Annotated in this window: 17 protein-coding genes and 2 pseudogenes; 17 read left to right on the top strand and 2 right to left on the bottom strand. The window is 44.7% G+C overall.

The window, feature by feature from the left end:
* Positions 1-69: 69 nt before the first annotated feature.
* From MMY81_RS26720 to MMY81_RS26690, 8 genes and pseudogenes are all read left to right on the top strand, one after another.
* Complete coding sequence (locus tag MMY81_RS26720; RefSeq protein ID WP_252315176.1) at positions 70-1,086, top strand: LacI family DNA-binding transcriptional regulator; 1,017 nt, start codon at positions 70-72, stop codon at positions 1,084-1,086.
* Between the two features lie 175 nt (positions 1,087-1,261).
* Positions 1,262-1,387 (top strand): hypothetical protein, encoded by a 126-nt coding sequence (locus tag MMY81_RS33510; RefSeq protein WP_256498008.1) that lies wholly within the window; start codon positions 1,262-1,264, stop codon positions 1,385-1,387.
* Positions 1,388-1,689: 302 nt separating this feature from the next.
* Positions 1,690-2,061, top strand: coding sequence for a type 2 periplasmic-binding domain-containing protein (locus MMY81_RS26715; protein ID WP_252315175.1), 372 nt, complete (start codon positions 1,690-1,692; stop codon positions 2,059-2,061).
* On the top strand, positions 2,058-2,270 hold the full coding sequence (locus MMY81_RS26710; protein ID WP_252315174.1) for a hypothetical protein: 213 nt from the start codon (positions 2,058-2,060) through the stop codon (positions 2,268-2,270). The genes MMY81_RS26715 and MMY81_RS26710 overlap by 4 nt, the downstream gene beginning before the upstream one ends.
* Before the next feature lie 147 nt (positions 2,271-2,417).
* Complete coding sequence (locus tag MMY81_RS26705; RefSeq protein ID WP_252315173.1) at positions 2,418-3,749, top strand: carbohydrate ABC transporter permease; 1,332 nt, start codon at positions 2,418-2,420, stop codon at positions 3,747-3,749.
* A gap of 41 nt (positions 3,750-3,790) precedes the next feature.
* Positions 3,791-4,613 (top strand): annotated as a pseudogene (locus MMY81_RS26700) (carbohydrate ABC transporter permease).
* A 48-nt stretch (positions 4,614-4,661) separates the two neighbouring features.
* Positions 4,662-5,717, top strand: a complete 1,056-nt coding sequence (locus MMY81_RS26695) for a Gfo/Idh/MocA family protein (protein WP_252315172.1) — start codon at positions 4,662-4,664, stop codon at positions 5,715-5,717.
* A pseudogene (locus MMY81_RS26690) lies at positions 5,714-6,681 on the top strand (sugar phosphate isomerase/epimerase family protein). The gene MMY81_RS26695 and the pseudogene MMY81_RS26690 overlap by 4 nt, the downstream one beginning before the upstream one ends.
* A 73-nt stretch (positions 6,682-6,754) precedes the next feature.
* Here the strand turns inward: MMY81_RS26690 and MMY81_RS26685 are convergent.
* Positions 6,755-7,240, bottom strand: coding sequence for an acyl-CoA thioesterase (locus MMY81_RS26685; RefSeq protein ID WP_252315171.1), 486 nt, complete (start codon positions 7,238-7,240; stop codon positions 6,755-6,757).
* Between the two features lie 320 nt (positions 7,241-7,560).
* On the opposite strand from MMY81_RS26685, the gene MMY81_RS26680 reads away from it, so the two are divergent.
* On the top strand, positions 7,561-8,040 hold the full coding sequence (locus tag MMY81_RS26680; RefSeq protein WP_252315170.1) for a hypothetical protein: 480 nt from the start codon (positions 7,561-7,563) through the stop codon (positions 8,038-8,040).
* A gap of 335 nt (positions 8,041-8,375) precedes the next feature.
* Here MMY81_RS26680 and MMY81_RS26675 read toward each other — a convergent pair whose 3' ends face one another.
* Entirely contained in the window at positions 8,376-8,591 is a 216-nt protein-coding gene (locus MMY81_RS26675) for a hypothetical protein (protein WP_252315169.1), read from the bottom strand.
* 567 nt (positions 8,592-9,158) lie between these two features.
* Here MMY81_RS26675 and MMY81_RS26670 point away from each other — a divergent pair.
* From MMY81_RS26670 to MMY81_RS26635, 8 genes are all read left to right on the top strand, one after another.
* Complete coding sequence (locus MMY81_RS26670) at positions 9,159-10,193, top strand: hypothetical protein (protein WP_252315168.1); 1,035 nt, start codon at positions 9,159-9,161, stop codon at positions 10,191-10,193.
* 15 nt (positions 10,194-10,208) lie between these two features.
* Positions 10,209-10,478: a gas vesicle structural protein GvpA gene (gene gvpA, locus MMY81_RS26665; protein ID WP_120191650.1), complete on the top strand. Its 270-nt coding sequence runs from the start codon at positions 10,209-10,211 to the stop codon at positions 10,476-10,478.
* A gap of 42 nt (positions 10,479-10,520) precedes the next feature.
* Entirely contained in the window at positions 10,521-10,847 is a 327-nt protein-coding gene (gene gvpO / locus MMY81_RS26660) for a gas vesicle protein GvpO (RefSeq protein WP_256498012.1), read from the top strand.
* 296 nt (positions 10,848-11,143) lie between these two features.
* A complete protein-coding gene (gene gvpN / locus MMY81_RS26655; RefSeq protein ID WP_308215502.1) occupies positions 11,144-11,992 on the top strand; it encodes a gas vesicle protein GvpN in 849 nt (282 codons plus the stop codon).
* 12 nt (positions 11,993-12,004) lie between these two features.
* Entirely contained in the window at positions 12,005-12,514 is a 510-nt protein-coding gene (locus tag MMY81_RS26650) for a GvpL/GvpF family gas vesicle protein (protein WP_252315167.1), read from the top strand.
* Positions 12,480-12,764 (top strand): GvpL/GvpF family gas vesicle protein, encoded by a 285-nt coding sequence (locus MMY81_RS26645; protein ID WP_252315166.1) that lies wholly within the window; start codon positions 12,480-12,482, stop codon positions 12,762-12,764. Before MMY81_RS26650 ends, MMY81_RS26645 begins: the two co-directional genes overlap by 35 nt.
* A 1-nt stretch (position 12,765) precedes the next feature.
* Positions 12,766-12,996, top strand: a complete 231-nt coding sequence (locus MMY81_RS26640) for a gas vesicle protein GvpG (protein ID WP_252315165.1) — start codon at positions 12,766-12,768, stop codon at positions 12,994-12,996.
* A 33-nt stretch (positions 12,997-13,029) separates the two neighbouring features.
* Positions 13,030-13,632, top strand: coding sequence for a GvpL/GvpF family gas vesicle protein (locus MMY81_RS26635; protein WP_252315164.1), 603 nt, complete (start codon positions 13,030-13,032; stop codon positions 13,630-13,632).
* Positions 13,633-13,730: the final 98 nt, after the last annotated feature.

Raw genomic sequence — 13,730 nt, 5'->3', positions numbered from 1 at the left:
TTGCATAAATTGTAAGCGTTTTCTATAATAAAGTTTATACAAACCGAAACGTTTTGGAGGCTGAGAAAAATGGTTACAATCAAAGATATTGCAAAAGCCGCTAACGTTTCAGTCACTACTGTTTCCAGAGCCTTGAACGGATACGATGACGTGAATGAGAAAACGCGCAGGCGTATCAAAGAAGTGGCTGAGAAGATGCAGTACAGCCCGAATATGACGGCACGACGGCTGGTGACGAATAAGTCGAGTACGATCGGATTGTTGACGTCCAGCTCCTTTCCATCTAATCCGAAAGACACGTTTACAATGGATGTAATTTCCGGGGTGAACGAGTACGCAAGCTACGCGGATTATGACATGATTTTGTTTCAATCCGAATTTGCGAAGCGGCGGGGTAAAACCTATCATCAGCTTTGCAGCGAACGTCAGATCGAAGGTGTTATTTCACAGGGACTGGCTCATGATGAACCATTTCTTCAGCAGATGGAAGAGAGCAGCGTACCATGCGTTTTCATCGATCACCCCGTGGAGAATGAAACAACCAGCTTCGTATCGACAGACAATGCAGTGGGTGCAAGAGACGCGGTTCGTCATTTAACTTCGCTGGGCCATCAGCATATTGCCTTTATTAACGGGGATGATGAAGCATACATAAGTCTCGAACGATTGAAGGGCTACAAGGAGGGCCTTAAGGAAGCGGATATTCCTTTTAATGAAAAGAAGGTAAGGCTTGCTTACTTTAATGAAGATGAAGCCTATGCCAGGGCAGTTGAACTGCTTGAAGGATACCCGGAAACCACCGCCATTTTCTGTTCAAGTGATTTGATGGCCATGGGTGTTATGAGGGCGGCGCAGGAGCTTGGATATAAGCTTCCGGAAGAGTTATCCGTGGTCGGCTACGATAATCTCGTAGTGTCCCAGTACACAACACCTGCCTTGACCACCGTGAATCAGGATAAATACAAAATGGGAAACATGGCTGCGGAGCTTCTGATTAATCGGCTGCAGGGCAAGGAAACAAAGACGAAAGTGATTATACCAGGATCGCTTCTTGTCCGGAAATCCACCTGTCCTCCAAGGCATTGACAGGGGGGGGTTTAATCAGAGTCCGAAACGTTTGGGATGAAGCTGAGATAGAAGGAAAACAGGAGGGTTTGCGATGAAAGTGTTACCAGCTGCAATGGCCGGAGTACTTATTTTTTCTCGGAGGATGTGCTCCGTTGCAGAAAACATCGGGGGGCGATGAGAAGTAACCATCACTTTGCCCGCGGTAGATACGACGCCGGCAACCGATGCGATGCTTGCTGCATTCGAAAACAAATCCAATATTAATGTAGAAGTAAGGGAAATGCCGCCGATAGCGGCGCGGCACATAATCAATATGTAACACTGATGAGCAGCGGCAGTCCGAGAAGATATTTTGCCTCCGACGTTGTATGGCCGGCTGAGTTGGCCAGGCAGGGTAGTACTGCCGCTCGATCGTCTGATTGAACGAGACAATGTCCGATCTGGGTGCTCATTTTCGGCAACCATTGAATCCGGATCGCTGAATGGACGCCAGTATGCACTGCCTTCTATAACCGACGCAGGCATTTTATACTACAGACCGACATGTAGAAGAACCTCCGGAAACATGGGAAGAGCTTGAAACGATGGCCGCGGATCTGCAGGGAGAAGGCGGCACGAGTTTTGGGTTGCTACCAGGCTTCCCAATACGAAGACTGTAACCACGTCGATGGAGTATATAAGCGCCTATGGCGCCAGGTTATTAATGAAAATCAAGAAGTAGTGGTTAATTCACCGGAAGCTATTGCCGGTATTGAAAAAATGGTAGAAATGATGCAAAGCGATTATGTTCCTAATAATATTCTTAATTTTCAAGAAATAGAAACGGAAAATGCCTTTCTGGAAGGGAATACAGTGTTCGCAAGAAACTGGCCTTACATGCTTTCCACATCAACGGATCCCGAAACATCCCAAATTCCTGATGATGTAGGTATCACTGCCCTGCCTTCAGGACCGGAAGGCAATGCCTCTCTCTTGGCGGCTGGTCAACAATGATTAACAAAAGCTCGGAGCATATTGAAGAATCCTGGGAGCTGGTTAAATTTTTAAGCAGCGAAGAAGGCCAGAAGATTGGTGCTCTGGAAGGTGCAAGAGCACCGACGATCGAGAGTTTGTATGAGGACGAAGATGTGACCGAAGCTAATGAGCTTTTCGCGATCCAGTCTTCCAGGAAACGCTCGATAATGCCGTGGCACGGCCGGTAACAGGAATTTATCCGCAAGTATCGGACATAATGCAGATCGAGCTTTCAAGTGCAGCCGCAGGAACGATTACACCGGAACAGGCTGCAGCAAATATGGAAAGCAAAATGGAAGCAGCATTTGCCGAGTAGAGGAATAGGGGGACCCGACATGGCTAAGAAAGACAAGAAAAACAAACGACCATTTCAGCTCAGTGAAAAGCAGCTGGGCTACACAATGATAGCTCCTTCCATCATCTTAATACTGCTGGTTGTTATCTGGCCGATTATGCTTTCCGGCTGGAACAGCCTTTTCGATTATCGTTTAAATGATCCGACCCGTTCGGAGCGGATTGTGTCGGAGAGTCTTAATATGGAAACATATGCGGATAATCGTTATCTGATTGAGCAATCCGTGACCGAGCTGAGTGAGCTGGAGCCTGAAGCCGCCGCTGATCTTGAAGAAGCGGAAGCCACCATGAATGAGTATCATGAAGCTTTGATGGAAGATCAATCCATGCAGGATCAGTATAACGAAGTAAATAACCGACTGGAGAACTATGAACCAGTTCCAAGTGGTCTGCTTATTGCATCACTTGATGGGGACTGGGGAACCGAGTTTAATCAGGCATTAAGCACACATATTGATACGATCCGATCCTATCAGGAGAACCTGGGCGAAGAAGAAGGTATCGAGTTTGGGTACATGGCTTCTCAGATGGAAGGCCTGCAGGGATCGGTACTGGACTCCAATTTCGTCGGAGTCGACAATTATGCCCAATACTTAACAAACGCAAGGACCTGGACCGCTATGGGCAATACCATTGTTTTTACGGTAGCATCGGTCGGTTTTGAACTTATTCTAGGTTTGAGTGTCGCGATATTAATTAACAGAGCCTTCAAAGGACGAGGGCTGGTCCGAACCGCCGTTCTTATACCGTGGGCGATTCCGACCGCGGTTGCTGCGATGATGTGGAGCTACTTGTATGACGGACAGTCCGGGATCGTCGCGCATTATATGGCACAGCTGGGACTCATTTCCGACCCCGGTGTCCTGCTTACTACGGCGGGAGGCTCGATGTTTTCCATTATTTTAGCAGATGTCTGGAAAACAACGCCTTATATGGCTTTGCTTTTGCTTGCCGGGCTGCAGACCATTCCAAGATCTCTATATGAAGCCGCTGAAGTAGATGGAGCCAACAGGTGGCAGCAGTTTGTGAGCGTCACGCTGCCTCTTTTAAAACCGGCCATTCTCGTAGCGCTGCTTTTCAGAACGCTGGATGCCTTCCGGGTATTTGACCTGATTTATGTTCTAACAGGCGGCGGACCGGCCAATGCAACAGAATCGATTTCTGTTTATGCCTATAAAGCCCTGTTTGAACAGCAGAACTTCGGTGCAGGCTCTGCCTTATCCGTTATTGTCTTTATCAGTGTCGCCATTATCAGCATTATTTTCGTGAAGCTGATCGGATCCGACTTGTTTGCCGAGCGGACGAAGCGATAGAAACGAAACAGAAATACCGACGAAAGGTGTGAAAGACAGCGATGGAAAAAAAGGCAGGCATTGGTTTTTATATCTTCCTGGTTCTCTTTATCTTCCTGGTTATGTTTCCTTTTTTATGGGTGTTTCTTACTTCTATAAAGCCACCCAATGAAATATTCGGGAATTTTAACTGGTTTACTCCAAATATGAATTTTGATTCTTATGTATCCGCTATAACAACCCGGCCTTTGTTTCAATACATGTTAAACAGCTTTGTCGTATCCGGGGCGACGACCATTCTTTCCCTGGCATTTGCCTCATTTACGGCTTATGCAGTAACAAGACTTCCTATTAAAGGAAAAGGATTAATTCTGGGGCTCGTTCTTGCCTCCTCCATGTTCCCGCAGATTGCAATTTTGTCGCCGATCTTTGACTTTGTGACAGACGCTGGTCTGCGTAACAGTTATCTCGGATTAATCATTCCTTACATTACAATAAGTCTTCCACTTGCGATCTGGATTCTGGCCACCTTTTTTAAAAAAATACCGGTAGAGCTGGAAGAATCGGCGAAGCTGGACGGAGCAACGCCGTTCCAGACGTTCAGAAAAATTATTCTGCCTCTGGCAGCTCCGGGTGTATTTACGACAGGTATTCTTGTCTTTATTGCCGCGTGGAATGAGTATTTATTTGCACTCGCGATTAATACCGATGACGCCTGGAGGACGATTCCGGTGGGGGATTTCCTTTTACCAGAGTGAATATACCGTACCATGGGGAGACATTACAGCCGCAACGGTTATTGTGACGATTCCGATCGTTATTCTCGTTTTGATTTTCCAGCGCCGCATTGTGGCTGGATTAACGAGCGGATCTGTGAAAGAATAACATTATAAGATTCGAAAAATACTAACTATTTAAAAGGGGTTTTGCAAGATGGGTAAAGTAAAGATTGGCATCGTTGGATGCGGAAGCATTGCCAGAGAGCGCCACATTCCGGAGTATCTGGCCGGAGGAGAAGTAGAAATTGTGGCGGTCTGCGATCTGCGTGAAGATCGGGCCCAGGAAGTTGAAACCAAATTTAATATCTCTGTGAAGACGTATACCGATTACGAGGAGATGCTGAAGCAGGAGACTTCCATTGAGGCAGTCAGCGTATGCACACCTAATTACCTGCATGCCCCTGTATCGATAGCAGCACTGGAAGCAGGAAAGCACGTCCTCTGTGAAAAACCGATGGCGACCTCCTCCCAGGAAGCGCAGGATATGATAGATGCTGCGGATAAAAGCGGTAAGAAACTGATGGTGGGCCATAACCAGCGTCTCGTTCCTTCCCACGTGAAAGCAAGAGAATTAATAGAAGAAGGAGCACTCGGGAAAATTTACAGCTTTCGTACCGTATTCGGCCACGGCGGTCCGGAAGGCTGGAGCATAGACGGAGCGGACAGCTGGTTTTTCCGTAAAGAAGAAGCTTTTATCGGAGCCATGGGAGATCTTGGCGTCCATAAATCCGACCTGATTCAATTTCTTTTTGACGAGCCGGTTGCAGAGGTTGGCGCTTTTGTAGAAACAGTAGCAAAAGAAAACACGGCGGTAGACGACAATGCTGTCTGCGTACTGAAGATGGAAAGCGGCATTGTCGGGACCCTGACAGCGAGCTGGTCCTATAAACCGTTTGAAGATAATGCCACCGTTATTTACGGTGAAAAAGGCATGCTCCGCCTGGAGGATGATCCGCAGTATTCCCTTATAGCTGTATATACATCCGGAGAAACGATCAGCTATGACCTGGGAGGCATTCAAACCAACGCAGCCGGCGGCCAGGAGAATTCCGGGATCGTCGACGCATTTGTTGAATCGCTCACAAAAGATACACCTGTCCCTATTACGGGAGCAGATGGCAAACGCGCATTGGATGTTATCCTGGCAGCGCTGGAATCCAGCCAGGAAAAAACCATTACCTCGGTAAGAAAGGCAGGCGTCACTCAATGAAAATAGGTGTATTTACGGTATTATTCAATAACGATTCATTCGAAGATATGCTCGATAAAGTAAAAGCCGCCGGCCTGGACGCAGTAGAGCTTGGCACGGGAGGAAATCCCGGCAGTGCCCATTTGGATATGGAAGGCCTTCTTCAAAATGAAGATAAACGCAAACAGTTTAAAGAAGCTCTGGATAAGCGGGACTTATCTGTCAGCGCCTTCAGCTGCCACTCCAATCCGATTGCACCGGATAAGGCATATGCAAAAGAGTCCGATGACGTATTTCGTAAAACGGTGCAGCTCGCTCAAATGCTTGATGTATCCGTCGTTAATAATTTTTCCGGGGTAGCCGGAGCAGATGATAACGCTACGCTTCCAAACTGGCCGGTAGCTCCATGGCCGCAGGAGTACAGCGATATTTACAATTGGCAGTGGGAGAAAAAGCTGATTCCTTATTGGAAAGAAGCCGGAGCCTATGCCAAAGACCACGGTATTAAAGTAGGCATTGAGCCGCACGGCGGATTTCTCGTACACACTCCGTATACCGTTCTAAAGCTCCGTGACGCTACAAATGATGCAATAGGAGCCAATTTTGATCCGAGCCATATGTGGTGGCAGGGAATTGATCCGGTAGCGGCTATTAAAATTTTAGGAAAGCAAAACGCGATCCATCATTTCCATGCGAAGGATACGCATATTGATTGGGAAAATGTAAACATGTACGGGCTGACGGACATGCAGCCGTATTCCAACGTACAGGAACGCGCCTGGACATTCCGATCCGTCGGCTGCGGACACAGCCTCCAGGAGTGGAGTGATATGATAAGCACCCTCCGGAAATTCGGCTATGACGATACAGTCAGTATCGAACATGAAACCCGTTAATGAGCGTATCAGAGGGTTTTCAACGAGCCGTTGATAATCTCCGCAGTGTAAATATTGTCGAAAAGCCTTCCGATATGTGGTGGGCTTAACGAACAAAATGCCCTTCTGCTTTCAGCAGGAGGGCATTTTGTTCGTATAGTTAATAGGAAGAGATTTGGTTTATCAGACATGATTTTTGTAAACGGAAGCACGCTTTTTCCGATGTTCCTTACGGGCAGGAGCGGTGTCGAACAGCCGCTGTTCTTCTTCTGTTTCCGGAGCTACAGGAGGAACGGGAATAGGAGTGCCTTTTTCATTTACGGCTACCATTGTTAGAAATGATTCGGTCGTAAGTGTTGTTGTACCAGTTGTTACATCGATCGATTGGACTTTCACATAGACTTCCATAGAGGTTCTTCCTGTGGCCGTAACGAAAGCCTCGAGCTCAAGGATATTCCCTACCTTGGCCGCTGAGACAAAATCAACCGAATCGATAGAAGCCGTTACGACAATACTATTCGCGTGCTTCATTGCCGAAATGGCTGCAATTTCATCAATGTAGGCAAGAACTTTGCCGCCGAATATAGATTCCAGATGGTTGGTGTCAGGCGGGAGCACAAGTCGTGTCTGGATAGAGCGCGATCGGTTTACAGCACTGTAATCGGGCATATAGATTCTCCTCTTTTGAATAAATTATATGGTAAATTTTACAAGAATGTGAACGAAGAAGCAAATGCTGTTAATAGATTGAAATATTATAGTGTTTTTTTAATAATAAGTCATTCATATTAATAAAAAGAGATAATCAGCATTATTTTAATAATTTTATAGATTTATTATACATATTTATTAATCCTTTCGTATCAGTAGTTTTAAAGCTTTTTCTAAAAAAAATAATTGACAGGAGAAAGAATTGAAGATTAAATGTTGGACAAAAGGGTAATGGTGCTTAATGACATGATAAATAAGATGAAGGACGGTGCATTCAATTGGCTGAAAATAATAACAGCAATAAAGTTACTTACGCGTTAATGGCTGTAGGCAGCCTGGTAGGCGGAGCCCTGCCGATGGTAAGCAGAGAAACAACAAAGAGACTTCAAAAGAAAAAAGAAGATGCGAAAGAAAACATGAAGGACAAAAAGAATCCTAAAACAAAAACAGCAACAATTAAAAAAAGCGACGATGCAAAAAAGAAACCTTCGAGCAAGGATAAAGAGAATGGGGAGAAAGATAACGTGAAAAAACCAGCAGCTAAAGCAAAAAAAGGTACAGAAGATACAAAGAAAACAGTAAAGAAAAAATCATCCGGAGCAAAAGAAGGTACAAAGAAAACGGCGGATAAAGCTAAAAAAGGTGCAGGCAAAACAGCCGAAAAAGCGAAAAAGGCAGCGCCAAAGCCGGTTAAGAAAGCCGCAGATAAAACAGAGAAAACGGTTAAAAACGCGAAAAAAAGCGAAGAAGGCAAATGATGCAGCTGCCTCTGCTTCAGCTCTTCCGGAGAAAGTAAAATCATCGCTCGGCACAGCTAAAAATAAAGTGGGCGGCGGTCTTGTAGCAGCTAAAGGCAAAGTCGGCGAATCTATGGTAAAAGCTGGTCAGAAAATCCAGGGCACAGAAGAAGAGGAAGAGAAAAAAGGCGGTTTCTTCAAAAAAAAAAATTAAAAAATAAAGAGAAGAAAGCCAAAGAAGCTGAGGAACAAGAGCGTCTGGATTCCGAATCAGAAGAGGATGAAGAACACGAAGTTTTCGATGAAGATACGGAATGGCTTGAGGAAGAAGAAGTAGAAGAAGAAAAGTACGATGGTTACGAAGAAGACGAAGACGAAGAAGAAGAAGACGATGAAGAAGATGAAGACGATGAAGAAGTAGAAGACAACGATGAAGACGAAGATGATGAAGGCGAAGAAGAAGAGGAAGAAGTAGAAGAAGACAACGATGAAGACGAAGATGATGAAGGCGAAGAAGAAGAGGAAGAGGAACAGCCTAAAAAAGCCTCTTTCAAGAAGCCGAACCGCATCAAAAAGCCGGCACCTGGAAAAACTCAGCAGCAGCTGACTGAACAGGAAACAGAAGAAAGCAGCAAACCATCAGCAAAAGAAGGTCCTACAAGGAAACACCGGGCAGCCGCTAAGTCGTCTTCCGGAAGCAAAAAAGCTCCTTCGGCCTCGTCTAGTAAAAAGCAGTCATCTGCTGCATCTGCTAAGTCTGATTCGAAAAAAAAAAGTAGCGACGACGCCATTGAAAAAGTCGAAGCCTACTTTAAAGAAGAAGTAGCCGAACCGTTTCAAACAATCTCTGCAACAGACCGGAAAAATGGCTGGAAAGTTCGTTTGGAGGTAGTGGAATCAGAAGAAAAGCAGGACAATAAGGTGATAAAAAACATTGTACTATACGATGCGAACATCAATGATAACCTTAATATCACTTCATACCGCAAGATTTCTGAACGTTCCACGGAGATACCAGATCTCTCCTGAGAAACCATTCAAATGAACTAGATTAATAAATTACTCATCGGGTATGATAATAAAACAGCCCATATACTCGGCTGAGTAAGGTTCAACCACGAGAGGTGGTGGTGCACTATATGGCAGACTGGAAGAAAAATAAGAATCTGAAGCGCTTTGCGTTACTGCATTCTAATTATTTAACAGAAGGCGCCGAAAAAGAGACTCGTAGAACCTTTGATATTGCAAACACCAATGATTCTTCCAGTTCCACAGATGATGAAGGCTTTTTGGATAAAGCGAAAGATAAAGCCAAAGATCTGGTTCCAGGAACATCGTCCGGAGAGGGAAACGATCCGGAAGAAGAGAATGAAGACAGCAGCGGCGATTCGCTTTTGGATAAAGCAAAAGATAAACTCTCCGCTAGTAAAGATGATAAAGAAGATAAGCAGACAGAGGAAGAAGATCCTTCCTTGTTGGACAAAGCTAAAGACACCCTGGCATCCGATGATTTAAAAGACGCCAAAGAGCGGGTGGAAAATGTAACGGACGGCAAGCCGCTCGAAACGATAAAAGATCTGGCCTCCGGAGACAAGAGCACGATTAATGATGCGAAGAAAGAAGCAATGGGATTTGCCAAGGATGAAGCAAAGAATCATCCGAAAGCATTGAATGCTGCTGCTGCATCGGTAATCGGCAAAAAATTCTATGATACGTTTGAAAAAATGCGTATTGCAAAAGAAGAAGCGCAGGAGAAAGTTGCCGAACTAAAAGAAAGTCTGGAAGACGCCGGTGAAGAAGCAAAAGAAAAGCTGGATGAATTTGCTGAAGAGTTTCAGGATAAAGCAGCGGATGCTAAAGATCAGATAAAAAACAACTCGCTTACCGGTGATAACGACTCGAAAGGAGGGAAAAAAAAGAAGAAAGGCTCCAATATTAAGGGAGCCAGTGACATTAAAGGAATGAAAGACATCCACAAAGGCGTCAGTGACATCAAGGGATACAAAGACATCAAAGGAACTGACAAACTAAAGGGTGTCAGCGATATCAAGACATCAGCAAGCAACCTCAAGAGCAGCACGGACCTCAAAGGAGCAGACAGCATCAAGAGTGCCCATAACATCAAGAGCGCAAAAGATCTCAAAGGCATAAAAGATATTAATACTTTCACTTAAAGGAGTGACGCAACAATGGCAACATTGGAAAGAAACTCAGATTCTTCAAGCTTGGCAGAAGTTATTGACCGTATTTTGGACAAGGGTATCGTAATCGACATCTACGCTAAAATCTCGTTGGTAGGTATTGAACTTATAACAATCGAAGCTCGTATCGTAATCGCCAGCGTAGACACATGGTTGAGATATGCTGAAGCAGTCGGTCTTCTAAGAGACGACGTACAAGGTGAAATTGACGAAGATGCAGACGTAAGCGACCGTTCCAAGCAGCTTAACTTCGCATAATATTATTTGAATAAACCCAACCCTTCCCATACGCTTTTGCGTATGGGTTCTGGGTTTATCACTACTACTAGACAGAGCCGCAGGCGGAAAGCAGGGATAGCCATGGAAGAATTACTACAAAAAGTAACAACTTTTTTTGAAAATTATGTCCTTCCTCCTTTTAAAATCACTTCCGTTATCAATCATGACGAAGGATGGGATGTAGAGGTAGAAGTAATTGAAGAAAGTGAATATATGAAAAAGTACGCAAAAGACCAGCTTCTTGGTGTATATGAAGCAAAGCTCGACAAGAACAAAGAGGTTGTATCATTTCAGCGCGTGAGCCTTCGTCCAAGAAGTGTGCCTTTAGATAAAGCAGAAGGGAGATAGTACAGATGCCTGCAAAAGCAACGGAAGAACAGTCCAAAAGTAAAAACAGAGGAGAAACATCCAGCCCAAAAAGCAGCTCGAACACCTCCTCGTCCTCCAGCAGAGCAAAAAACAGCTCGTCATCCTCATCCAGTTCAAAGAATACTTCGTCTGATTCAGCTAAATCATCTCCATCCAGCCGTTCAAAAAATAGATACCAGCAGCAAAAAAAATGCATCTTCTGATAAAGAGGAAGCGGTTTATGATGAGAATGACAAAATGGTACGCACGTTTGAAAACTTCGTTCAAACGGAAAACTGCAGAGCCTGCTTGAGCGTTCAGAACGTTATATTCATGCCGGATTTCCCGTCCATTTCACAGGAGCTGCCGGTGTCGGTAAAACATCTCTTGCCCTGCAGCTGGCGAGCCGACTTGGCCAGCCGGTCGTACTGTTAAACGGAAACAGAGACTTATCCAACGTAGATCTTCTCGGCGGGTATGTAGGCTATAAAAGTAAACGTCTGATCGATAACTACGTCCGCACGGTATATAAGCGTGAAGACGAAGTAAAAGAGCAGTGGAGCGGCGGTCGTTTATATGAAGCTGTCACAAAAGGCTATACTGTTATTTATGATGAGTTCACACGTTCTATGCCGGAAACGAACAACTTGTTCTTATCCATTCTGCAGGAAGGTATTCTGCCATTGTATGGAGTAAAGCAGAGAGATACGTTCGTTAATGTTCATCCGAATTTTAAGATGATATTTACAAGCAACCCGGAAGAGTATGTCGGCGTGTATGAAACCCAGGATGCGCTTGCAGATCGCCTGATTACGATTCATATGCAGGAACAGGATATCGACAGACAGGCAGAAGTGCTTGCAGATCGGACGGAGATTTCAGAAGGCGACGCAAAAACTATCGTCAAAATCGTTTCCAGAGTGAAAGAAATCTGCCAGGAAGAAGATAAGCCGGTGCCAAGTTTCCGTGCGTCTGTTATGATGGCAGAGATAAGCAGCAAAAGTGATATAAATGTAAATACAAAAGATGATGATTTCTTCTTTGTGTGCCAGGATGTGCTGGGTGCTTACATTTATGGAGCAAAAGGCCATAAGAGTAATGAAGAAACAGAGAAATTATTGAAGCAGGAACTGAAGAAGCTGTAGGAGGTAGCCGTTGTGAGTGGGAAAAAAGGAATATATCTGTTTTGTGTGATCGAAGCGGATTCCCCGCAGGAATTCGGAACGATTACACTGCTTAAAAAAGAGAGAGATGTATACACGGTAAACCGCGACGGCTACGCTATGGTCGTTGCTGATGCACCGGTTGACGTATACGAACCAAATCGTAAAAACCTAAAGTCGCATCAGGATGTTGTTACAAAAGTTATGGAACGGTATGACATTATTCCGATGAGCTTTGGAAACGTGCTCGAGGGCAAGAAAGATGTTCACATTTTAATGGAAAAGCTTCAGGATCAGTTCGAAGAAATTTTCCCGAAAATCCGCAACAAGTTTGAAGTCGGCTTAAAGATTATTGGTAAAAAAGAATGGCTGTCGGAGAAAGTAAGCCAGCAGCCGGGTATGAAGGAATTAAAGTCCAAGGCTGCATCAAAGCCTGAAGACGCGGCATACTACGAACGCATGCAGCTCGGTGAATCCGCCCAAATTTATGATCAGGCTTCATGAGGAATTTGAGAAGGAAGTGTTTCACCCGCTTGCCGATATCTCGGACGCTGCGAAAAGCAACGAAGTCATTAATGAACGAATGCTTCTTAATGCTGCTTTCCTGCTTGATAAAGATCAGGAGGAAGCATTTGAGAAAAAGCTTAATGAGATCTATAATAAATGGATGGACAGTGCTGATTTTAAATATACAGGCCCATGGCCGGCCTATAACTTTATAGATATTAAATTAACAGCAAAGGGTGCGACGTAATATGATAACCAAAGCATTCACTTGGCCCATCGACCTGCTGATTATGATCGGAAGAGAAGTCAAAGATGAAGTGGATAAGGAATATTACGATCTAAAAACCATCCAGCAGAAGCTTGCGAACCTGCAGATGATGTTTGAGATGGATGAAATACCCGAAGAACTTTACCTCGAACAGGAAGAGGAACTTCTTCTCCGCTACCGTGTAGCGAAAGAAATTGAGCAGCGGAGCTGAGAGAAAGCCTGGAGGAATAAGGAGGAATCACAGGTGGAAGACAAAGCACAAGAAAGTAATCAACTCATCTACTTGTATGCCTTCGTACCATCAGAGCAATTTACGGACAACCCTATGCCGGAGCTCGAAGGTATTGAGCCGCCGGAGATGATTCAGTACGAAACGCACGGTGATATTACTGCTGTAACGTGCCGTGTGCCGGAGGAAATATACTCTGAAGCGAAGCTGCAGCGTAAAGTAGAAGATATGCAGTGGCTGCAGGTGAAAGCCTTTCATCACCATGAATTAATGAATAAACTGCACGAAAACTACACGGTCATTCCGCTGAAGTTCGGCACTATATTTGAAACAGAAGACACGTTTCAAGCGATGATTGCTGAAAAAAAACCTACCATTCTAGAACAGTTTCACCGTCTGTCTGATAAAGAAGAGTGGAACCTGAAAGTATATGCGGAAAAAGATAAATTCATGAATAACGTGGTGGAAAACAGCGAAGAAATGGAACAAAAAAAAGCTGATATTGAAGCAATGCCGAAAGGCCGTCAATTTTTTGAGAAAAAAAGCTCGCCAATTTCGCAGAAGAAAAAGCAATCGAAAAAATCAGGGACTACTGCCAGGATCTTCATGATCACTTGAAATCGCTCAGTGAAGCAACCGACGTAAAGAAAAACTGGGAGCGTAAAGTAACCGGCCGTGAGGAAGATATGAGCCTGAACAGCGTATACCTTGTGAAT

The organism is Sinobaca sp. H24 (genome assembly GCF_023845525.1).
This window is presented reverse-complemented; position numbering and strand designations above follow the sequence as displayed.